The following is a 21,167-nucleotide window of genomic DNA, read 5'->3' as shown; positions in this document are numbered from 1 at the left end:
TGCAGGAGGGGCGAATGAGGATCAGAGCACGTAGGGCAAGGGTGTGCACGGTCGCGCTCATCGGCGCGATCGCACTCGTAGTGCCGGGGCAGATCCCGGCGTCGGCCGAACCCAAGGCGACCCCGGCGAACCCGGCGAGCGCTACGGCCGACCGGCTGTCCGTCTACGTCGGAGAGGTCACGTCCGAGCAGCTCGCGGAGTTCCGCAAGCTCGGACTCGACCACGAGGACGTCAACAGCAGCCGGGTCGTCAACGGCAAGGTGGCGGTGGAGGCGGTCCTCAGCGGGCGCGAGGCCGCGAAGCTGGCGTCACGCGGGCTCAAGCTGACCGAAAAGGTCGTCAACACGAAGCGGTCGCTCGCCGCCGCCGAGGGCGTGTTCCGCACCTACAGCGCGCCCGGCGGCATCCGGGACGAGCTCTCGGCGGCTGCCGCGGCGCACCCGGGCATCGCCAAGCTGGAGACGATCGGCACGACGATCCAGGGCAAGCCGATCCGCGCGCTGAAGGTCACGAAGAACGCGCGGTACACCCCCGACGGCACGCGGCCGGCCGTGCTCTACATGGGCGGCCAGCACGCCCGTGAGTGGATCACGCCCGAGATGACGCGGCGGCTGATGCACCGCTTCCTCGACGGTTACGGCACCGACGCGGAGCTCACTCAGCTCGTCAACACCCGGGAGCTGTGGTTCGTGCCGGTCGCCAACCCGGACGGCTACGACTTCACCTTCACCGACGGCAACCGGCTGTGGCGCAAGAACCTGCGCGACAACGACGGCGACGGCACGATCGTCCCCGGCGACGGCGTCGACCCGAACCGCAACTACGCCTACAAGTGGGGATATGACGAGGAGGGCTCGTCGGCGGACCCGGCGAACGAGACCTTCCGCGGCCGCGGCCCCAACTCCGAGCCGGAGACGAAGGCGATCGACGCGCTCGGCAAGCGCATCCGCTTCGAATACATGATCAATTACCACTCCGCCGCCGAGCTGCTGCTCTACGGCGTGGGCTGGCAGGTCAGCACCCCGAGCCCGGACGATGTCATCAACATCGCGCTCGCCGGCGACGACACCGTCTCGGCCATCCCGGGCTACGACCCCGACCTCTCCGCCGAGCTCTACACCACCAACGGCGACACCGACAGCCACCTCGGCGCGAAATACGGCACCCTCGGCTTCACCCCCGAGATGTCGACCTGCACCACCGTCTCCAACCTGTTCCCCGACGACGAATGGCTCGCCGAGGACTGCCAGAGCGACTTCAACTTCCCCGACGACGAGGCCCTGATCCAGGCGGAGTTCCTCAAGAACATCCCGTTCGCGCTCTCGCTCGCCAAGTCGGCGGCGACGCCGGACAGCCCGATCTCGGCGCTCGGCCGCACCACGCCGGACTTCGTCGTCGACGCGTTCGACACGTCTTACGGCAAGGAGCAGCTCGTCGCCACGGACGCGCGCAAGTCGCTCCGCGCGAAGACCGTGCACTGGAAGGTCAACGGCGGCCGGACCAAGACCGCCGGTGTCAAGGAGTGGAAGGGCGGCGAGCGCTACGGCGACGACGGCACCGACTACTACGCGGAGTACCGGGGCAAGGTGACCGGGACGAAGGCCGGCGACAGCGTCGAGGTCTGGTTCAGCGGCATCTCCGTACGACCGGGGCACCGCGGGCTCGTCACCAGCGAGCACTTCACCTACCGGGTGGCAGGTGACATCGGCGGCAAGGTGCTGATCCTCGCGACCGAGGACGTGACGGGTCTCAGCCCGGCGCAGACCGGCACGAGCGCCAAGTACGCCGCGACCATCGCCGCCTCCGTCAACGCCGCCGGTTACTCCACCGACATCTACGACTTCGACACGTCGGGCCGCAAGGCACCCCACCCGCTGGGCGTGCTCTCGCACTACAAGGCCATCGTCTGGGAGACCGGCGACGACATCATCCTGCGCAACCAGGGCCAGGTCGGCGGCACCACCGCGAAGGCGGCGCTCGACACCGAGCTCGCCGTCCGCGACTATCTCAACGAGGGCGGCAAGCTCCTCGCCACGGGCCAGTACAGCCAGTACGCGCCCAGTGCCAACGGTGCCTACTTCTACAACCCGTACGCGCCGCCGGAGTGCACCACCCCCAACGCGGCACCGTGCCTGGCGGTCTTCAACGACTTCCAGCAGTACTACCTCGGTGCCTATGTCTACGTCGACGACGCGGGCACGCTCGACGACGGGAGCATCTACCCGGTCGGCGGCAAGACCGGTGCCTTCACCGGCTTCAACGGCACGCTCAACGGTGCGGGCTCGGCCGGCAACCAGGGCCACTCGGCGTCCTTCCTGACGACCTCGAGCTTCCTGGCGCCGTCGCAGTTCCCGCAGTTCCCGAGCGTTGCCGGGACGGGCTGGACCCGCCCGGGCGGTTCGCCGTTCGATCCGCACACGGGTGCCTACTACGTCTACAGCGGGCAGTCCGACGCGGCGTACAAGCGGCTGAGCAAGACGGTCGACCTCACCGCGTCCGCCACGGGCGAGCTGCGGTTCTGGTCGTCCTATGACGTGGAGGAGGACTGGGACTTCCTCGTCGTCGAGGCTCACGAGGTGGGCACCGACAACTGGACGACCCTGCCCGATGTCGGTGGCAACACGGTCACCGAGGCCGGCCAGAGCTGCGCCTCCGGCTGGTCGGACCTGCACCCGTTCATCACCCACTACCAGACGCCGGACTGCACGCCGACCGGCACGACCGGCACGTGGAACGCCCTCACCGGCTCCTCCGGCGGCTGGACCGAGCTCGCCTACGACCTGTCGGCATACGCCGGCAAGAAGGTCGAGGTCTCGATCTCCTACGTCTCCGACTGGAGCACACAGGGGCTCGGCGTCTTCATCGACGACGCGACGATCACCGCCGGTGGCACCACCTCGTTCGAGGCCGACCTCGGTGGCTGGACGGTGGCCGGTCCCCCGGCGGGCAGCGGCCCGACGGCGACCGACTTCAAGCGTACCCAGACCGCCTTCACCGAGGCGTCGACCGTGGTCACGCCCGACACGGTCTACACCGGCTTCGGCATCGAGGGCTTCAGCCCGGCGGAGCGCAACAGCTTCGTCAAGCGGTCGCTGAAGCACCTGCTCGGCTACTAAAACAAGTTCAAACACAATCAGGAGGGGTACGCCGACCGGCGTGCCCCTCCTGACGCCGTCCGGCGCGGCCCGCTGTCGCGTCCGGGACAATGTGACATCAGCTTTGATTTGAGAGCTACTCTCAAATTATGCAGACTTCCACTTCCTCGCCGCGCCGCTGGTGGGCGCTCGCAGCGCTCGCCCTCTCCGTCCTCGTCGTCGGCCTCGACGGCACCGTGCTCAACGTCGCCCTGCCGACGCTCGCCCGCGATCTCGGCGCGGGAACCGACGACCTTCAATGGATCATCGATGCCTACCTCGTGGTGCTCGCCGCCCTGATGCTGCCCGCCGGCCTCCTCGGCGATCGACTGGGCCGCAAGAAACTCCTGCTCACCGGGCTTGCCCTCTTCCTCGGTGCCTCGCTCGCGGCGGCGTTCGCGGGCGGCACCGCAGCACTGATCGCGGCTCGCGCGGCGATGGGCATCGGCGCGGCGATCATCCTGCCGGTCTCGATGGCGATCCTGCCGAGCATCTTCCCGCCCGACGAGCGGGGCCGGGCCATCGCGATCTGGACCGGCGGCACCGCCCTCGGACTACCGCTCGGCCCGATCCTCGGCGGCTGGCTGCTGGAGCACTTCTGGTGGGGCTCGGTCTTCCTGATCAACGTGCCGGTGATCGGCCTCGCGCTGGTCATGGCCACGATGCTGCTGCCCGAGTCGAAGGACCCGCAGGGCCGCCGCCTCGACCCGCTCGGCGTCGCACTCGCCGTCGCCGGGCTCGGCGGCATCGTCTTCGGCGTGATCCAGGCACCCGCCGACGGCTGGGCCGACCCGACCGTGCTCGCCACGCTCATCGGGGGCGCGCTCGCCCTCGGCGGCTTCGTCACCCTGCAGCTCCGCTCGCGGCAGCCCATGGTCGAGCTCCGCCTCTTCCGCCAGCCGATCTTCGTCTGGGGCACCGTCAGCGCGGCCTTCGTCTCGCTCACCCTCGTCGGCCTGCTCTTCGTCACCCCGCAGTACCTCCAGGTCGTGCTCGGCAACGGCGCTTTCGGCACCGGCCTGCGCCTCGTCCCGCTCATCGGCGGTCTGCTCGTCGGCGGCCTCGCCTCCGAGCGCCTGACCAAGCGGCTCGGCGTCCGGACCGTCGTCAGCGCGGGCATGCTCGTCCTCGCCGCGGGCTTCGCCCTCGGCGCCCAAACCACCACCACCGGTGGGTACGCCGAAGCAGCGCGCTGGCTCACCGTGGTCGGTCTCGGCATCGGACTGACCCTGCCGCCCATCATGGACGCCGTCCTCGCCGCCGTCCCCGAGGAGCAGGCCGGAGCCGGTTCAGGGCTGCTGCAGGCACTCCGCCAGGTCGGCGGAGCCCTCGGCGTCGCCACCCTGGGCAGCCTGCTCTCCTTCGCCTACGCCCGGGACCTCGACACCTCCGGGCTGCCCGCGCAGGCTGCGACGGCCGCCGAGGACTCGATCACCGGCGCGGTCGCCGTGGCTCAGCGCCTCGGTGATCAGGCACTGCTCTCCTCCGCGCAGGCGGCCTTCATCCACGGCATGAACGTCGTCCTGGTCGCCAGCGCGATCGGTGCGGTGCTCGGCGCGATCCTCATCGCCGTCTTCATGCCGGGCCGCCCTGCGCCCACCCCGGCGGCGAGCGAGAATGGCACGCATGAACTCAGCCGGACCCCCTGAACCGACGCCGGGACTGCGCGAGCGCAAGAAGGCGAAGACTCGGCGGACGATCCAGGAGCAGGCCCTGCGATTGTTCGCCGAGCAGGGCTACGAGGGCACCACGGTGGAGCAGATCGCCGAGGCGGCCGAGGTGTCGCCGAGCACCTTCTTCCGCTACTTCCCCACCAAGGAGGACGTCGTCCTGCGCGACGAGTACGACCCGCTCCTCGTCGAGGCGTTCCTGCGGCAGCCGCTGGATGTGCGGCCGGTCCCGGCGCTGCGGGCGGCGATGCGGGAGGTGCTGGCCGATCTCTATCCGCAGATCGGCGACGAGGTCTACCGCCGCACCAAACTGCAGATGGAGGTCCCGGCGCTGCGGGCCCGGATGATGGAGCAGCAGCTCGAAACGCTGGAGATGTTCTCGCAGGGGCTGGCCCGGCGCAGCGGGCGGGCGGCGAGCGACCTCGGTGTGCGTACCTTCGCGGGGGCTTTCGTCGGTGCGACGCTCGCGGCGATTCTCGCCTGGATGGACTCCGACGGCGCCGCGTCCCTGCCCGACCTGCTCGACGAGTGCCTCGCCCACCTGGAGGACGGGCTCGTCGGCTAAAGATCGCCCAGGCGGTCGGGGCGTCGGCGCAGGGTCAGGACCAGCAGTGCCGAGCCGATGATCACCACGGCTCCGCCGCAGAAGAGGCCGTAGATGCCGATGTCGCTGAGGCCGCCGGGCGGACCGGCGGGCGACGGGAGGTCGACGGGCTCCGAGACCGCCTCCTCCGACGGCACCGGCTCCTCGGTGGGGCTCGGCTCCGCGCTCGGGCTCTCCGACTGGCTGGGCGACGGGCTCGGCGACTCCGATGTGCTCGACGAGGCCGACGGTGACGCCACGATCTTCGCGATGCCGAAGTTGCGACCGGTCACGGGCGGGCCGCTGACCGGCACGTCCAGCTTCTCCGGCGTGGTGGCGCGATAGTCGCCCAGACGGTTGGGCGCCACGGTGAAGGTCGCCGCCTCGGTCACGAAGAACTCGTATGCGCCGTCGGCGGCCGTGTCGGTCATCGCGACGCTCGCGGCACCCTTGCGCAGGGCGATCTGCACGTTGCCCAGCCCCGGCTCGCCGCCGTCGAGGACGCCGTCCGCGTCGGTGTCGACGAACAGGCGGCCCCGGATGTGCGTACCCACCAGATAGGCCTCGCAGGACGAATCGGCCGCGCGGTTGTCGTCGTCGCCGGAGTAACGGGCCCGGTATTCGTGCACGCCCAGCTTGCCGTCCTGGTGGTCGAAGGACTGCTGGACCACCCTGTTGACGACCGGGCTGGAGCCGAGCGTCGCGGCCGGGCCGGTGCAGCCGTTGGAGCCGACCCAGCGCTGGTACTCCACCGACCCACCGGCGTTGGCCTGCACATTGTTCAGCGTGACCGAGGGCCGGATCTGCTCGGAGGTGGTGAAGGTCTGCTTCGGCAGATCCGTGCCGACCTGCGACTGCCGCTGCTGGGCGTAGTCCACGCAGGAACTCGCCGCCGGGTTGTAGTTGGTGTCGCCCGGGTAGGTCACCTTCATGCTGTGCCGGCCCAGATCACCGCTGCTGTAGTTGGGTCCGGTGATCGTGCCCCCGCCCGCGTTGGGCGTGGAGAGAGTGGACCTGCTGCCATTGCAGCCCGGCGATGCGTAACGCTCGAAGCGCAGCTGACCGGTGATCGCCGGGTTGGCGACCAGCCCGTTGAGCTTGGCGGTCGGGCGGATCTCCTCGCCGTCGGCGTACTGCGAGCGCGCCAGCGTCAGCGTGACGGTGATCGTGGTCTTCGCCTGGGCCGGAGCCCCGGCCAGCACGACCAGCATCCCCACCGCAGCGGCGACGGCGACTCTCAGCGCGATCCCAACCCTCACGGACGCACCATAGAGACACCGGTCGACCCCACGGCAGGCCCCGAACGGCCAAACCCGCGCGCCAAGATCGCCGCAACTCTTCAAGAGTTGGTGCTATCGCGAGGGCTCGGCAGTACGTGCGCGGCTTGATCGCGCTGGAAGGACTCGCGCTAGAAGAGGGTGAGCTCGTTGCGTTCCATGCCGCGCAGGCGGTCGTAGTCGACGACGACGCAGCGGATGCCCCGGTCCGCGGCGAGTACGCGAGCCTGCGGCTTGATCTCCTGCGCCACGAAGATCCCGGCGACCGGAGCCAGCAGCGTGTCCCGGTTGAGCAGCTCCAGGTACCGGGTCAGCTGCTCGACCCCGTCGATGTCACCGCGCCGCTTGACCTCGATCGCCACGTGGGCGCCCGCCTTGTCGCGGCAGAGCAGGTCGACCGGTCCGATCGCCGTCATGTATTCGCGGCGGACCAGGGAGAAGCCCTCGCCGAACGTCTCCGGCAGAGCCGCGAGCAGCTCCTGCAGGTGCGCCTCGACGCCGTCCTTGCGCAGCCCGGGATCCTGCCCCAGCTCGTGCGCGGAGTCGCTGAAGACCTCCTCCAGGGTGATCCGCAGCTCCTCGCCCGCCTTGTTGACGACGCGCCACACGCCGGGCGCTTCCTCGATCTTGCAGGGCGGCGACATCCAGTTCAGCGGCTTGTAGGAGCCGCCGTCGGAGTGCACGAGGACCGAACCGTCGGCCTTGACCATGATCAGTCGGTTAGCGGTCGGCAGGTGCGCCGCGAGCCGTCCGACGTAATCCACCGAGCATCGAGCTATCACCAAACGCACCGCGCGAGCCTATCCCCTCCTGATCCGGGCGCTCCGTCAGGCCGCACGCCACCGGAACCTGGAATCCGTTGCACTCGGCTTGCACTGCATGAGCTTGCCGGTCGAGGTGTGGCCGAACCACCAGTGCTGCGAGCAGAAGGCTCCGGCATGGACGGCAGTGCCTACGGTGTGCTCAGGCTCCGGTGTGGGGCTCGGCTTGGGCTTGGGCTTGGTGGACGGCTTCGGGGGTGTCGGGGGCTTCGGCGTCGGCTTGGCGCTCGGCTTAGTGCTCGGCGACTTCGTCGGAGCGAGAGTGGTCGGTTGCACGGCCGGTGTCGGCGAGACGGTCGGCTCGGCTGCGGCCGTCGTCACGGCCGGGGCGGGCTGAGGCAGTCCGTTCGCCGACTGCTGCGGCGACGCGCTCTTGGTGTCGCCACCACCGAGCATCGTCGCAGCACCCACGCCGCAGCAGCCGATGATGACCGCGAGCAGCGCCGCTCCGGCGATGCCGAAAATCTTGAGCGGGGTCAGTGCCTTCTTCGGCGCAGGCGGGGTCTCATAGGCGTTCATGCTGGGCGACCCTACGGATTGCGGTCGCTCTACGTAATCGACCCGGTGCCCGATGCGGTCGAAACCGAACGAACAGCCCCCTACCAGGCAACTCGCACGTCAGGCTGCCCGAATGGCGTAAGGGTGCCATGCTGTCTGAGTGCTTGAAGCGCTCACCGGTGCCGGTCTCGCCTCCGCGGCGGGACTCAATGCCTACATTCCGCTCCTCGCGATCGGTCTGCTCGCCAGGTACACCGACCTGATCGAGTTACCCAAGACGTGGAGTTGGATCTCCAACGGCTGGGTCCTGGTCATCCTCTGCGTGCTGCTCGCGATCGAGTTCGTCGCCGACAAGATCCCGGCGGTCGACTCCGTCAACGACATCGTGCAGACGGTGGTCCGGCCGACCGCCGGTGGTCTCGCCTTCGGCGCCGGGTCGAGTTCGGAGACGGTCACGGTCTCGGACCCGGCGAGCTTCTTCGAGTCCAAACAGTGGGTGCCGATCCTGATCGGCATCGTCATGGCACTCGGCGTCCACATCACCAAGGCGACCGCCCGGCCGGTGATCAACACGATGACGCTGGGCGTGGGCGCGCCGGTCGCATCGACGGTCGAGGACACGGCGAGTGCCGGGCTCTCGGTCACCGCGATCATCATCCCGATCCTGATCATCCTTTTCCTGATCGGATTCGTCTTCTTCGTCTGGTGGATGCTGCGCAGGCGGAAGCGGATGAAGTTGGCACGGCAGGCGTACGCCAACCAGTACAGATAGTTCGTGCGATTCGCGCGCGTTTTGTCCGTTTTAAAGTAATCTCCGCGATAATCGGCGGGTATCACCCCGTCAGTCTTCCGTGGAGGTGGCCGTGGCGAGTGTCGCCGAGGTCAAGGCAGCCATCGATGCCGCGATGCTGCACGTCCAGGAGAGCCAGGACGCCGTGCGCTCCGCCAACGAGAGGCTCGGCGACGCACAGCTCAGCCTCGCCGTCGCGGTGGAGGGCTCCGGTCACGAGTCTGTGACCGCGGCGCAGGCCGCCCTGGCCCAGGCCACCACCGAACTCGAGGACTGCCTCACCGCCACGCTCAGCGCGGTGGAGCAGGCTCAGAGCTATGTCGCGGCGCTGTAGGTGAGGGCATGAGTCTCGTTCAGGATCTGGCCGACCACATCCGGGTCGCCCGTGACGATCTTCCGGTGGCACAGGTGACCGCGGCTGCCGAGCGGCTGCGCTCGGCGGGTGACCTGCTCGCGTGGGTCATGCAGTCCACGAGCGACCCCGCGCGGATTCCACAGCTCAGCGGCGCCGTGGAGCGCCTGGAGAACGCCGTGGCGCTGATGCGCGGTGCTCAGGACGCGCTCGATGCGTACACGGCTGCTCTGGGCATCTCGACCGACGGCGCGCGCGAGGAGTGGACCGCCGCCCTCGTGCCGAGCGTGCCCGCGCAGAACTCGCGCAGCGACGTCGCGCAGCTCACCGACTGGTGGGCGGCGCGGGTCAGCGAGATCGCCGGTGGCGGTCCCGACACGGTGAGCCGGTCGACTCGCGCCGAGGCAGCCGCGACCAGCGCCGAGCTGCTGCGCCGCTGCACGGCTGCGGCCCTCGACGAGAACCCGGTGCGGCTGCGGCGCGAGCTCGCCGCCGCCGGCCCGGCGGTCGGCCTCGGCGTCGCCGCGATCGCGCCGCCGCTGCTCCGGCACCTGGCGGGCGAGCTCTGCGGCCACCCCGCACGGTTGGAAGATCTTGCACGGGTACGCCGAGCGGCGCTCCCGAAGATCGCCGCGCTCCTGCCCAAGCTCCCGGCAGCCGCAGCCGAGGAGGCGCTGGCCCGGGTCTGCCACGTGCAGCCCCAGCGCCGCAGCGACTCGACGCCGATCCACCCCGTGGACGCAGCCGCCGCCGCGACCGTGCTCGTCGCGGGGCTGCTCGCGGCGACCGGGCGCTCCGCGGCGGACCTCGCGAAGGTGATCGAGGCCGAGCGCGGTGCCGCACAGTCGGCCGCCACTCACCGGGCGGCGCTGCGGGTGACCGATCCGACCCGCCGCCGCTCCGCCATCGACGCGCTGGGCGAGCCGCGCGCTGTCGACCGAAGCGGTGTCTAACAGGGTCCGGCGGGGTCCCCTCGTCGCCTCCGTACGCCGGGAACTCGCCGCTGCCCGCGCTGCGGTCCGGCGCTGCCTCGACGACGGGCTGGCCCGCCAGCGGGAGGCGCACGCGCAGCTCAGTGCCGCGAAGGCCAGCTCGGCCGAGCGCTTCGCCACCCTGGCGCGCCAGCGCGACGCGGAGGTCTCCGCAGCCGCCGACCGGCTGGTACGCCAGACCGCAGCCCTGACGAAGGCCCTGCGCGAACTCGCCGCCGCAGCAGCCCCCGACGCCTGCGGAGCACCCTGGTCAACCTGGCCGTCCCTCACCGAGTCCCAAGCCGACCGAGCCGATCGAGCCGACCGCAGCGACCGAGGCGACCGGCAAGATCGCCGCAACTCTTCAAGAGTTGGTCCTATGGCACCGGGGCTGTTGCGGATCGGGGAGCTTGCCGAGGTGGGCGTACCGGCGCTGCTGCCGCTGCTCGACGCGACCCATCTCTGGCTCACCACCGACGACCGACCCCTCTCGGACGGTGTGATCGCCGGGTTGCTCCTGCGTACGCTCCGCTCCACGCCCAGCGGCCAGGTCAAACTCTGGATCTTCGATCCCGGGCAGCTCGGCGGGGCGCTCGCCGGTTTCGCGCCCCTCGCCACGAGCGGGCAGCTCACCTTCGTCGGGCCGGGCGGGCTCACCGGCATGCTCGACGGGCTGGTCGAGGAGATCCAGCGGATCAACGAGCAGGTCCTCGCCGGGGAGCACGCCGGACTCGCCGAAGCGGCTGCCGTCTCCGGGCGCCGCCCCGAACCGTGGCGGATCGCCGTCCTGCTCGGCGACGACACCGTCGAGCTCAGCACCGCGCAGCGGGCACAGCTGGACCGGATCACGCGTACCGGGGTCGCGGCCGGCGTACATATCGTGACCAGGGGAATCACGCTCGTGGAGCACCCGACGGTGCTCTCGATGACGATCGCGGCCGGACTCGGTGTGGCACCGGGGCTCACCGGGGAGCTGTCGATCGCGCTCGACCAGGCCCCGCCCGCCGAACTCGTCACCGCCGTCTGCAAGGAGCTCGCCGCCGGGCCGCCCCCGGCGACACTCGACTATCTGCTCCCCGAGGAGCTGTGGACCGAGTCCTCCGCCGAGTGCCTCCGGGCGCCGATCGGTGAGGGCACCGACGGCGAGCTCGCCGAACTCGTCCTCGGCGACGACCCGCCGCACGCGCTCATCGCCGGCCCGTCCGGCTCCGGGAAGACCAACCTGATCTACGCGTTCCTCGCCGGTCTCACCAGCCGGTACGCCCCCAGCGAGCTCGAGCTGCACCTGCTCGACTTCAAGGAGGGCGTCTCGTTCGCCCGCTTCGCACCGTCGCACCGCGACGAGACCTGGCTGCCGCATCTGCGCCTCGTCGGCATCAACGTCAACGCCGACCGCGAGTTCGGCCTGGCCCTGCTGCGCCACCTCGCCGACGAGCTGCGCCGACGGGCCGCCGCCGCCAAGAAGCACGGCGCGACGAAGCTGGCCGAGCTGCGCAGCGAGGACCCCGGCGGCCACTGGCCCCGGATCATCGCCGTGATCGACGAGTTCCAGGTGCTGCTCACCGGCCGCGACGCGGTGACGAGCGAGGCCGTCGCCCTGCTGGAGGACCTCGCCCGGCGCGGGCGCTCGCAGGGCATCCACCTCGTGCTCGCCTCCCAGGACGTCACCGGCATCGAGGCCCTTTGGGGGCGCTCCGGCCTCGTCGGGCAGTTCACCCTGCGGATCGCCCTGCCCAAGGCGCGCCGGGTACTCGCCGAGACCAACCTCGCCGCCGACCTGATCCCCCGGCACCACGCGGTGATCAACGCCGACTCCGGCTCCCCCACCGCCAACCAGATCGTCCGCCTCCCCAACTGCGGCAACCGGGTCGAGTGGCAGGAGCTGCAGCGCAGCCTCTGGCTCCAGCGCGCCGCCGATGCCGACGAGCCCCGGCTCTTCGACGGCGACGCCCGGCCCGCCTACCCGATCCTGCCCGGCGGGCCCTCGCCGCTCGCCAACCAGGGCGCGGTGGCGCTCATCGGCGAGACGATCGACGTCACCGGGCGGCCCGCGACCGTACGCCTCAACCGGGCACCCGGCCGCAACCTCGCCGTCCTCGGCAACCGCATCGACGAAGCCTGTGCCGTACTCGCGTCAGCCGGGCTCGCCCTGGCCCGCCAGCACGAGCCGGGCAGCGCCGACTTCACCATCCTCTGCCTCGACTCCGACGCCGAACACGCCGCCAAGGCGCTGCACGCGGCGCTGCCGGTCTCGGAGTTCCACGGAGTGGACAGCCTCTACCCGGCGCTGCTCGACCTCGCCGAGTCGGCCGAGAACGACCGCCCGCACTACGTCCTCGCCTACGCCCTCGATGCCGCCTCGGCACAGCTCGCCGCACGGCGGGGACCCGGCGAGCCGACCGGGCACGAGCTGCTGCGGACCGTGCTGTCCCGGGGGCCGGAACGGCGTACCCACATGCTGGCCTGGTGGCGGACGGTCGCGCGGCTGCGCGACGACCTCGGGGGGATCGGAGCGCGGCTCGATGCGATCGGCGCGTGGGTGGCGCTGGACGTGCACGGCAATGAGCTCGCGCCGCTGACGCCGCAGCCGGGCGGGCCGGTGTGGTTCCCGCGCGAGCAGCGGGCGCTCTTCTTCGACCGGGCGGTGCACCGCAGCCCGGAGATCATCATCCCCTACGAGGTGACGCTGTGACGGTCGCCGAATATCGCAGCCTCGTCGCCGACCTCGTCGCCGCCGCACGGCGCCGGGACGCGGCCGCCGCTGCGGCTGGACAGTCCTACATGGATGGTCGGGCTGCGGTGGAGCGCGATGTCGCCGCTGCGGCCGAGGCCGTCGAGGCTGCCTCGGCGGCCGTGGCCACTCGTGAGCTTGCCCTGGTCAAGGTCGATCAGCAGGCCGAGCGGGTCTGGGGAGACCTGCGGCTGCTGCGGGGTCGACGTGTGGGCGACCTGCCCGCGCCCGCGTTCTCGACCCACGGCGATGCCGATGCCGCTGAGCTGCTGCAGTCGGCGGCCAACCGGATCGTGCGGGCCAAGCGCGGTGATTCGATCCCCGGTGGGGTGCTGGTCGTGCTGCCCCTGCTCGGCGGGGTGTGCGCGACGATCGTGGCGCTGGTGGCGTCCGGGCTGTTCTGGCTGGGACTGCCGCTGGCGTGGCTGTTCTTCATCCTGGCGCCGTTCGCCGGGCTGCCGCTGGCTTCGCGTTGGGTGGACCACCGCGAGGGGACCCGCCTGGACACGGGTGCGGTGGGCCTGACGGTGCTGGGCGGAATGCTGGCGGCACTGGGCAGCGCGCTCTACTTGCGCTGAGCCGCTCACCCGCTCGCGGCGTTGGCGTTGGCGTTGTTTCCGGGAAATAGTCCCTACCTCTGCGCTGGTTAGGGCTACTTTCCGGGAAATAGCGCGATCATCCGGGTGGCCCGCGGCGAGATGCCGAGCGTGCCGCAGTTGCCCCCACATCCGCGTCGCTTGATCGGCCGGCCCGCCGCCCACAAGCGTGAAGTGATCACGTCTGGTTCGGGGAAGCAGACGTGATCACGCTGCGTGATCACGTCTGCTTCCCCGAACCAGACGTGATCAACGCGCAGCGAGGCAGCACGCGCCGCATCGCATCGCTGCCGCACCACGCACTAGGGAGATCGCGCTGTTTCCCGGAAAGTAGCCCTAACCAGCGCAGACATAGGGACTGTTTCCCGGAAACAACGCGATCAACGCCGACAGCGGGCGCGCGGCGCCGTGGTCAGGGTAGGCCGTTGGCGTGCCGGATCACCGTCACCAGGTCGTCCATGATGTCCGTCAGCGCGAAATCCTTCGGCGTGAACACCTTCGCCGCGCCCGCCGCCAGCAGCGTCACCGCGTCGTCGTCCGGGATGATCCCGCCGACCACCACCGGGATGTCCGCCCCGGCCGCCCGCAGTCCCGTGATCACCGCAGGCACCGCGCTCAGGTGCGACCCCGACAGCACGCTGAGCCCGACGATGTCCACGTCCTCCGCGACGGCGGCAGCGATGATCTGCGCAGCCGTCAGCCGGATCCCCTGATAGATGACCTCGAATCCGGCGTCCCGAGCCCGCACCGCGATCTGCTCGGCGCCGTTGGAGTGCCCGTCGAGCCCCGGCTTGCCGATCAGAATCCGCAGCCGCCCGCGTCCCAGCTCGTCGGCGGTCTGTGCGACCCGGGCCCGTACCCCCCGCAGCGATGGTGCGTCACCCGCGAGAGACGCACCCGCCAAGCCGGTCGGAGCCCTGTACTCCCCGAAGACCCCGCGCAGCGTCGACGCCCACTCGCCGGTCGTGACGCCCGCTCGCACGCACGCGATCGTGGCGTCCATCAGGTTCTCGGTCGTCGCTGCGACCCGCCGCAGCTCGGCCAGCGCCGCGTCGACCAGTGCGCTGTCCCGGGCCGAGCGCCACGCCTTGACCGCGTCGGATGCGGCGGCCTCGACGGTGGAGTCGACCTGCATGATCGCCTGCGCTCCGGCGGCGGTGAGCGGCGAGGACTCGGTCTCGGTGAAGCGGTTGACGCCGACCACGACGTCGTCGCCGGACTCGATCCGGCGCCGCTTGTCGGCGAGCGACCCGACGAGCGCGCTCTTGAGATAGCCGGACTCGACCGCCGCCACGGCGCCGCCCAGCTCGCTGATCTTGTCGAGCTCGGCCTTCGCACCATCCACGATGGAGCCGACGAGCCCTTCGACCACATGGGACCCGTCGAAGAGGTCCGGGTACTCCAGCAGGTCCGACTCGAACGCCAGCACCTGCTGCATCCGCAGGCTCCACTGCTGGTCCCAGGGGCGCGGCAGGCCGAGCGCCTCGTTCCACGCGGGCAACTGCACGGCCCGCGCGCGGGCGCCGCGCGAGAGGGTCACGCCGAGCATCTCCAGCACGATCCGCTGGATGTTGTTCTCCGGTTGCGCCTCGGTCAACCCCAACGAATTCACCTGTACGCCATAACGGAACCTTCGCTGCCGAGCGTCCGTCACGCCGTACCGATCCCGGGTGATCTCGTCCCAGAGCTGTGCGAATGCCCGCATCTTCGCCATCTCCTCGACGAAGCGCACCCCGGCGTTGACGAAGAACGAGATCCGCTGGACCACCTCGCCCATCGCGTCCGGCGCCACCTGCCCGGCGTCGCGAACGGCGTCGAGCACCGCGACGGCGGTGGCGAGCGCGAAGCCGACCTCCTGCACGGGCGTCGCGCCGGCCTCCTGCAGGTGATAGGAGCAGATGTTGACCGGGTTCCACTGCGGCGTATGCCGCACCGACCAGGCGATCATGTCGGTGGTGAGCCGCAGCGACGGTGCCGGCGCGAAGATGTAGGTCCCCCGCGACAGGTACTCCTTGATCAGGTCGTTCTGCGTCGTACCCATCAGCCTGGTCGTGTCGACGCCCTGCTCGTGCGCGACCTCGACATAGAGCGCCAGCAGCCACATCGCCGTCGCGTTGATCGTCATGGAGGTATTGGCCGCACCGAGGTCGATGCCGTCGAAGAGCGCGCGCATGTCGCCGATGTGCGAGACGGGTACGCCCACCCGCCCCACCTCGCCCGCCGCGAGCTCGTGATCGGGGTCGTAGCCCGTCTGGGTCGGCAGGTCGAAGGCGACGCTCAGCCCGGTCTGCCCCTTGCCCAGGTTGCGGCGGAAGAGCGCGTTGGTGGCCGCAGCGCTGGAGTGCCCGGCGTAGGTGCGCATCACCCAGGGACGATCGGGGTGGCCGAGCCGGAAGTCCGTCATTCCCGGATTCTAAGTGACCGTTAAGTAACCTGTCCCGGTGAAATACTTCACGACACCCCTGGTGACGCGGCCCACCCTCGCCCCGTCCACCGTATGACGCCGCCCATGACGGCATGAGGCATAGTGGCTCGCATGTCTGACGATCTCGCGATCTCCGTTGTGGGACTGCGCAAAACCTACGACGACAAGGCAGCGGTTGACGGCGTCGACCTCTCGATCCACCGAGGCGAGTGCTTCGCGCTGCTGGGCCCCAACGGGGCGGGGAAGTCCACCACCGTCGAGATTCTCGAGGGTTATCGCAAGCGCGACGCCGGCGAGGTCAGCGTCCTCGGCGTCGACCCGAGCAAGGCCGGCATGGAGTGGCGGCAGCGGGTCGGCATCGTGCTGCAGACCACCGGCGAGTTCGACGACCTCACGGTCGGCGAGGTGGTGAGCCACTTCTCGACCTTCTACACCAAGGGCGCCGATCCCGGCGAGGTGATCGAGCGGGTGGGGCTGACCGAGAAGACCAACTGGCGTACCCACAAGCTCTCCGGCGGCCAGAAGCGGCGCCTGGACGTGGCACTCGGCATCGTGGGCAATCCCGAGCTGCTCTTTCTCGACGAGCCGACGACCGGCTTCGACCCGCAGGCGCGGCGCGAGTTCTGGGACCTGATCCGCGACCTCTCCGCGATCGGGACCACGATCCTGCTCACCACCCACTACCTGGACGAGGCCGAGGCGCTCGCGAGCCGTGTCGGCGTCATCGCCAACGGCAAGATGATCGAGGTAGGCACCCCCTCCGAACTGGGCGGCCGCAACTTCGCCACGGCGAAGGTGAGCTGGCGCAACGCGCAGGGCGAGACCCGCACCACCGAGACGGATACGCCGACCGCGGTCGTGGCGTCGCTCTCGGCCTCGGACTTCGGCGGCGGCGAGGTGCCGGAGCTCACGATCCACCGGCCGACGCTCGAGGACATCTACCTGACCATGATCGGAGCCAACCAGTGAGCTCGACGTCGCTCGCCCTCCAGCGCGGCAAGCTGGAGATCAAGCAGTTCCTCCGCAGCCGCGAATCGGTCGTCTTCTCGCTCGCCTTCCCGCTGATGATGATGGTCATCTTCGGGTCGATCTTCACTTTCACGATCGACGGCACCGATGTGAAGATGACGCAGTACTTCGTCACCGGCATGATCGCCTCCGGCATCATCAGCGTGAGCTTCCAGAGCCTCGCGATCCAGATCCCGATCGAGCGGGACCGCGGCGTACTCAAGCGGCTCCAGGGCACGCCGATGCCGAAGTGGGCGTACTTCGCCGGCAAGATCTTCATGGTCGCGGCGATCGCCGTCGTGGAGATCATCCTGCTGCTCATCCTGGCGACGCTGATGTTCGACGTCGACCTGCCGCAGACCGGACAGAAGTGGTTCACCTTCGCCTGGGTGACCTTCCTCGGCCTCACCGCCTGCACGCTGCTCGGCATCGCGTTCTCGTCGGTCGCCCGCACCGGTCGCAGCGCCCCCGCCGTGGTGACCCCGGTAGCCCTGGTGCTCCAGTTCATCTCCGGCGTCTACTTCGTCTACGCGGCACTCCCCCACGTCATGCAGCAGGTCGCGGCGATCTTCCCGCTGAAGTGGATGGCACAGGGGCTGCGCTCGGTGTTCCTGCCGGAGAGCTTCGGGCAGACCGAGGTGGCCGGCTCCTACGAGCTCGGCAAGACCGCGCTGGTCCTGGGCGCGTGGTGCGTCATCGGGCTGATCCTCTGCATCACGACGTTCCGCTGGACCACCAAGCGCGACGGCTGACCTTCCAGATCCGGTCCCCTGCGGGGAAGCGGACGCAAGATCGTCGCAACTCTTGAAGAGTTGGTCCTGAAACCCAGCCTTAACACCAACTCTTCAAGAGTTGCGGCGATCTTGACCGCACGCCGCCGCGCAGCGGCACGGCCGCACGGCCGCACGGCCGCACGGCGGCGCAGCGCCACGGCCGCACAGCGGCACCTCAGTGCGGTGCTGTGCGACGAGGCTGCGGTCAGCCGACCAGGCGGCGGGCCCGGTCGAGTTCGTCGGCGAAGACCAGGACGCGTATTCGGCCGTCCAGATCCGTGGCCAGCGTCGAGCGGATGCCGCCGGTCGCCAGGTGGGTCTTCACCAGCTCGGCGTCGACCAGGTCCCGGGTCACTGCCGCCGGGCACAATAGGCCGTAATCGTCTATTTCTGCATCTTTGAGCCGAGCCACCCGCTCGCCCTGCATGGCGCGGCGCATGATCAGCACCAGCGCACCCGTCGCGAGCAGCGCGAAGAGCGGAGCAATCACTAATGCACCATCAATGAGGGGCATGGCCACAGTGTGCCACCGCCCGAACGCCCTGCGCTGACCTTCACCGAATCGGGCTACCTCCGGCCGAGCCAGCGTACTGAAGAGTCGTTAAGGTGCAGGTGAGGCTCGCGGCGACGACCGCGATATTTTCAGGAGGAACGATGACGGGACGGTTGGCGGTAGTCGGCGCGGGACTGATGGGCTCCGGCATCGCTCAAGTGGCAGCTCAGGCCGGTTGGCAGGTGACGCTCCGCGACGTCGACGACGCCGCGACGTCCCGAGGCGTGCGGGGCATCGAGGCGTCCCTCGCCAAGTTCGCGAGCAAGGGCACCATCACCCAGGAGGACGCGGCGGCCGCCCTGGCCCGCATCTCCCCCACGACCGACCTCGACGCCGTCGCGGAGGCCGACATCGTCATCGAGGCGATCTTCGAGCGTCTCGACATCAAGCAGGAGCTCTTCCGCCAGCTCGACGGCGTCTGCAAGGACGGCACGATCCTCGCCACCAACACCAGCGCCATCCCGATCACCACGATCGCGGCGGTCACCCAGCGCCCCGAGTCGGTCGTCGGCACGCACTTCTTCTCTCCCGTACCCATGATGAAGCTCTGTGAGCTCGTCCGGGGTCTCAAGACCACCGACGAGACCCTCCAGACCGCCCGGGATTTCGCCGAGAACATCGGCAAGACCTGCATCGTCGTCAACCGCGACATCGCCGGCTTCGTCACCACCAGGCTCATCGCGGCCCTGGTCGTCGAGGCGGTCAAGCTGGTCGAGTCCGGCGTCGTCAGCCCCGAGGACCTCGACACGGCCTGCAAGCTCGGCTTCGGCCACGCCATGGGCCCCCTCGCCACCACGGACCTCACCGGCGTCGACATCCTCGCCCACGCCGCCCACAACATCTACACCGACACCGCCGACCCCAAGTTCTTCCCCCCGGAGCTCCTCCAGCGCATGGTCGCGGCGGGAGACCTCGGTCGGAAGTCGGGGCGGGGTTTCTACAGCTACTAGCGGTTGCGGGTGTTCGGGGCGGTCGGTCCCGCCCCGAACACCCACCGCAACCACTGGACTCAGATGATGTATTCCGGATCAGCCGGAGCCTCGACCCGATCCGCGACGACCCCGAGGCCGCGCAGGTCGCTCACGAAATCCGGATATCCGCGATCGATGTGGTGCGCGTGGCGGACCACCGTGGTGCCGTCGGTGAGCAGGCCCGCGATCACCAGGCCGGCGCCCGCACGGATGTCCGTCGCCCGGACCTCCGCGCTGCTCAGGCGCTCGCGCCCGCGGACCACCGCGTGGTGGCCGTCGGTCTTGATGTCGGCGCCGAGCCGGATCATCTCCTGGACGAACATGAAGCGGCCGTCGAAGATGTTCTCGGTGACCAGGGAGACGCCGTCGGCCACAGCTGCCAGGCCGATCGCCATCGGCAGGAGGTCGGTGGCGAAGCCCGGGAACGGGAGGGTGACGACGTCGACCGCCCGGGGGCGGTTGTCCATGCGGACCCGGAACGAGTCGGGCCTGGTTTCGACCATGCCGCCCGCCTGGACGATCTTGTCGAGGGCGATCTCCAGGTACGCCGGGTCGATGCCGGTGACCGTCACGTCCCCCTGGGTCATGGCGGCGCCGAAGGCCCACGTGCCGGCGACGATGCGGTCGCCGATGGTGGCGTGCGTGGTCGGCGAGAGTGCCGCGACGCCCCGGACGACGAGCTTGGAGCTGCCGGCGCCCTCGATGTCGGCGCCCATCGAGCTGAGCATCGTGCAGATGTCGACGATCTCGGGCTCGCGGGCGGCGTTGTCGATCTCCGTCTCGCCCTTGGCGAGGACGGCCGCCATCAGCAGGTTCTCCGTGGCGCCGACGCTGGGGAAGTCGAGCCAGATCGCCGCGCCCTTGAGGCCCGAGGGCGCTTCGGCGATGACGAAGCCGTGCTCGCCGGAGATCTCCGCGCCCATCCTCGCGAGGCCCGCGACGTGCATGTCCAGCCCGCGTGAGCCGATGGCGTCGCCGCCGGGGTGGGCTACGCGAACCCGGCCGCACCGCGCGAGCAGCGGGCCCAGGACGCAGATCGAGGCGCGCAGGCGGCGTACCAAGTCGTAGTCCGCCTCGGGATTGAGCGTCTCGGGGACATTGATCCGGACGTCGGCGAGGGTCTTGCTCCGCTCGGTGAAGGAGACCTCGCAGCCGAGCCTGCGCAGCACCTCGCCCATGAGGGCGATATCGGTGATGCGCGGGATATTGGTGATGACGCTCTCACCGGTGGCGAGCAGTGCCGCCGCCATGAGTTTGAGCGCCGAGTTCTTCGCGCCGACGACGGCGACCTCACCGGCGAGCCGGGCCGGTCCCTGAACCTGGATCACATCCACGTCCGCCATCGTAGAGTCGACGGCTACCCCGGCCACAGGGCCGGGAAGAGTAAGTACGCTGCCAAGCATGGCTGTCCACCTCACCCGCATCTACACAAAGACCGGCGATGCCGGCACGACCGCACTGGGCAACTTCGAGCGCGTCTCCAAGACGGATCCGCGGATAGCCGCGTATGCCGACGTCGACGAGTGCAACGCCGCTATCGGCGTGGCGATCACAATGGGCGCGCTCGCCGACGATGTTCGCGGCGTGCTCACCATAGTGCAGAACGACCTATTCGATGTGGGTGCCGACTTGTGCAACCCGATCGCCCCCGATCCCCAATATCCGCCGCTGCGCGTCTCGGCTGATTACGTCACCCGCCTGGAGGGCTGGTGCGATGAGTACAACGCACGGCTATCCAAATTGGATTCATTTATTCTGCCCGGGGGGTCGCCAGGCGCAGCGCTGCTGCACGTGGCCCGAACGGTGACTCGTCGGGCGGAGCGAATGGTCTTCGCTCTACTCGAGGCCGACCCGGACCGGACAAGCACGCTGCCTGCCCAGTATCTCAATCGACTCTCGGATCTGCTCTTCATCCTGTCCCGCGTGGCGAACAACGACGGGACGACGGATGTGAAGTGGGTGCCGGGAGGCGAGCGCTGATACACGATCGCACTCTTACCCGACGTTAGCTGTC

The 21,167-nt window shown here is 69.7% G+C and carries 18 protein-coding genes; 12 read left to right on the top strand and 6 right to left on the bottom strand.

What is annotated here, in order from left to right:
- Positions 1 to 14 precede the first annotated feature (14 nt).
- The 3 genes from F4553_RS27040 to F4553_RS27030 all read left to right on the top strand — a co-directional run bounded on the left by F4553_RS27040 (position 15) and on the right by F4553_RS27030 (position 5,369).
- Entirely contained in the window at positions 15 to 3,116 is a 3,102-nt protein-coding gene (locus tag F4553_RS27040; protein ID WP_184841398.1) for a M14 family metallopeptidase, read from the top strand.
- 128 nt (positions 3,117 to 3,244) lie between these two features.
- Positions 3,245 to 4,783 (top strand): DHA2 family efflux MFS transporter permease subunit, encoded by a 1,539-nt coding sequence (locus F4553_RS27035; RefSeq protein ID WP_184841396.1) that lies wholly within the window; start codon positions 3,245 to 3,247, stop codon positions 4,781 to 4,783.
- Positions 4,761 to 5,369 (top strand): acyl-CoA-like ligand-binding transcription factor, encoded by a 609-nt coding sequence (locus F4553_RS27030; protein WP_184841394.1) that lies wholly within the window; start codon positions 4,761 to 4,763, stop codon positions 5,367 to 5,369. Before F4553_RS27035 ends, F4553_RS27030 begins: the two co-directional genes overlap by 23 nt.
- On the opposite strand, the gene F4553_RS27025 is transcribed toward F4553_RS27030, so the two are convergent.
- The 3 genes from F4553_RS27025 to F4553_RS27015 all read right to left on the bottom strand — a co-directional run bounded on the left by F4553_RS27025 (position 5,366) and on the right by F4553_RS27015 (position 8,004).
- Positions 5,366 to 6,646 carry an SdrD B-like domain-containing protein gene (locus F4553_RS27025; RefSeq protein WP_184841393.1) on the bottom strand — a complete coding sequence of 427 codons (1,281 nt, stop codon included), beginning with the start codon at positions 6,644 to 6,646 and terminating at the stop codon, positions 5,366 to 5,368. The two genes, F4553_RS27030 and F4553_RS27025, sit on opposite strands and share 4 nt — an antisense overlap.
- Before the next feature lie 149 nt (positions 6,647 to 6,795).
- On the bottom strand, positions 6,796 to 7,455 hold the full coding sequence (gene nucS / locus F4553_RS27020) for an endonuclease NucS (RefSeq protein ID WP_184841391.1): 660 nt from the start codon (positions 7,453 to 7,455) through the stop codon (positions 6,796 to 6,798).
- 36 nt (positions 7,456 to 7,491) lie between these two features.
- Positions 7,492 to 8,004, bottom strand: coding sequence for a hypothetical protein (locus F4553_RS27015; RefSeq protein ID WP_184841389.1), 513 nt, complete (start codon positions 8,002 to 8,004; stop codon positions 7,492 to 7,494).
- A gap of 139 nt (positions 8,005 to 8,143) precedes the next feature.
- Here F4553_RS27015 and F4553_RS27010 point away from each other — a divergent pair, with 139 nt between their 5' ends.
- The 5 genes from F4553_RS27010 to F4553_RS26990 all read left to right on the top strand — a co-directional run bounded on the left by F4553_RS27010 (position 8,144) and on the right by F4553_RS26990 (position 13,405).
- On the top strand, positions 8,144 to 8,755 hold the full coding sequence (locus F4553_RS27010) for a DUF4126 domain-containing protein (protein ID WP_184841387.1): 612 nt from the start codon (positions 8,144 to 8,146) through the stop codon (positions 8,753 to 8,755).
- Between the two features lie 91 nt (positions 8,756 to 8,846).
- Entirely contained in the window at positions 8,847 to 9,107 is a 261-nt protein-coding gene (locus tag F4553_RS27005) for a hypothetical protein (protein ID WP_184841385.1), read from the top strand.
- Between the two features lie 8 nt (positions 9,108 to 9,115).
- On the top strand, positions 9,116 to 10,078 hold the full coding sequence (locus F4553_RS27000; protein WP_184841383.1) for a hypothetical protein: 963 nt from the start codon (positions 9,116 to 9,118) through the stop codon (positions 10,076 to 10,078).
- The gene (locus F4553_RS26995; protein WP_312875401.1) at positions 10,071 to 12,788 is read left to right on the top strand and encodes an FtsK/SpoIIIE domain-containing protein; all 2,718 of its coding nucleotides are present in this window, start codon (positions 10,071 to 10,073) and stop codon (positions 12,786 to 12,788) included. Before F4553_RS27000 ends, F4553_RS26995 begins: the two co-directional genes overlap by 8 nt.
- The gene (locus F4553_RS26990) at positions 12,785 to 13,405 is read left to right on the top strand and encodes a hypothetical protein (RefSeq protein WP_184841381.1); all 621 of its coding nucleotides are present in this window, start codon (positions 12,785 to 12,787) and stop codon (positions 13,403 to 13,405) included. The genes F4553_RS26995 and F4553_RS26990 overlap by 4 nt, the downstream gene beginning before the upstream one ends.
- A 430-nt stretch (positions 13,406 to 13,835) precedes the next feature.
- On the opposite strand, the gene F4553_RS26985 is transcribed toward F4553_RS26990, so the two are convergent.
- Positions 13,836 to 15,827: a methylmalonyl-CoA mutase family protein gene (locus F4553_RS26985; protein WP_184841379.1), complete on the bottom strand. Its 1,992-nt coding sequence runs from the start codon at positions 15,825 to 15,827 to the stop codon at positions 13,836 to 13,838.
- Positions 15,828 to 15,959: 132 nt separating this feature from the next.
- Here F4553_RS26985 and F4553_RS26980 point away from each other — a divergent pair, with 132 nt between their 5' ends.
- Complete coding sequence (locus F4553_RS26980) at positions 15,960 to 16,817, top strand: ABC transporter ATP-binding protein (RefSeq protein WP_184841378.1); 858 nt, start codon at positions 15,960 to 15,962, stop codon at positions 16,815 to 16,817.
- Positions 16,814 to 17,608 carry an ABC transporter permease gene (locus F4553_RS26975; protein WP_184841376.1) on the top strand — a complete coding sequence of 265 codons (795 nt, stop codon included), beginning with the start codon at positions 16,814 to 16,816 and terminating at the stop codon, positions 17,606 to 17,608. Before F4553_RS26980 ends, F4553_RS26975 begins: the two co-directional genes overlap by 4 nt.
- Positions 17,609 to 17,834: 226 nt before the next feature.
- On the opposite strand, the gene F4553_RS26970 is transcribed toward F4553_RS26975, so the two are convergent.
- Entirely contained in the window at positions 17,835 to 18,119 is a 285-nt protein-coding gene (locus F4553_RS26970; protein WP_184841374.1) for a putative signal transducing protein, read from the bottom strand.
- Positions 18,120 to 18,283: 164 nt separating this feature from the next.
- Between F4553_RS26970 and F4553_RS26965 the strand changes: the two genes are divergently transcribed.
- Positions 18,284 to 19,132 (top strand): 3-hydroxyacyl-CoA dehydrogenase family protein, encoded by an 849-nt coding sequence (locus F4553_RS26965; protein ID WP_184841372.1) that lies wholly within the window; start codon positions 18,284 to 18,286, stop codon positions 19,130 to 19,132.
- A gap of 59 nt (positions 19,133 to 19,191) precedes the next feature.
- On the opposite strand, the gene murA is transcribed toward F4553_RS26965, so the two are convergent.
- Positions 19,192 to 20,577 (bottom strand): UDP-N-acetylglucosamine 1-carboxyvinyltransferase, encoded by a 1,386-nt coding sequence (gene murA / locus F4553_RS26960; protein ID WP_184841370.1) that lies wholly within the window; start codon positions 20,575 to 20,577, stop codon positions 19,192 to 19,194.
- Between murA and F4553_RS26955 the strand changes: the two genes are divergently transcribed.
- Positions 20,555 to 21,133 (top strand): cob(I)yrinic acid a,c-diamide adenosyltransferase, encoded by a 579-nt coding sequence (locus tag F4553_RS26955; RefSeq protein WP_184841368.1) that lies wholly within the window; start codon positions 20,555 to 20,557, stop codon positions 21,131 to 21,133. The two genes, murA and F4553_RS26955, sit on opposite strands and share 23 nt — an antisense overlap.
- The last annotated feature ends 34 nt before the right edge of the window (positions 21,134 to 21,167 follow it).

The organism is Allocatelliglobosispora scoriae, from assembly GCF_014204945.1.
Lineage (GTDB): Bacteria > Actinomycetota > Actinomycetes > Mycobacteriales > Micromonosporaceae > Allocatelliglobosispora > Allocatelliglobosispora scoriae.
Note: the sequence above shows the minus strand (reverse complement) of the source record. Positions and strands in the feature narration are given on the sequence as shown.

Coding starts and splice junctions, on each gene's coding strand:
- F4553_RS27040 (WP_184841398.1), top strand. CDS start 15: ATGAGGATCAGAGCACGTAGGGCAAGGGTGTGCACGGTCGCGCTCATC.
- F4553_RS27035 (WP_184841396.1), top strand. CDS start 3,245: ATGCAGACTTCCACTTCCTCGCCGCGCCGCTGGTGGGCGCTCGCAGCG.
- F4553_RS27030 (WP_184841394.1), top strand. CDS start 4,761: ATGAACTCAGCCGGACCCCCTGAACCGACGCCGGGACTGCGCGAGCGC.
- F4553_RS27015 (WP_184841389.1), bottom strand. CDS start 8,004: ATGAACGCCTATGAGACCCCGCCTGCGCCGAAGAAGGCACTGACCCCG.
- F4553_RS27000 (WP_184841383.1), top strand. CDS start 9,116: ATGAGTCTCGTTCAGGATCTGGCCGACCACATCCGGGTCGCCCGTGAC.
- F4553_RS26985 (WP_184841379.1), bottom strand. CDS start 15,827: ATGACGGACTTCCGGCTCGGCCACCCCGATCGTCCCTGGGTGATGCGC.
- F4553_RS26980 (WP_184841378.1), top strand. CDS start 15,960: ATGTCTGACGATCTCGCGATCTCCGTTGTGGGACTGCGCAAAACCTAC.
- F4553_RS26965 (WP_184841372.1), top strand. CDS start 18,284: ATGACGGGACGGTTGGCGGTAGTCGGCGCGGGACTGATGGGCTCCGGC.
- F4553_RS26955 (WP_184841368.1), top strand. CDS start 20,555: ATGGCTGTCCACCTCACCCGCATCTACACAAAGACCGGCGATGCCGGC.
- murA (WP_184841370.1), bottom strand. CDS start 20,577: ATGCGGGTGAGGTGGACAGCCATGCTTGGCAGCGTACTTACTCTTCCC.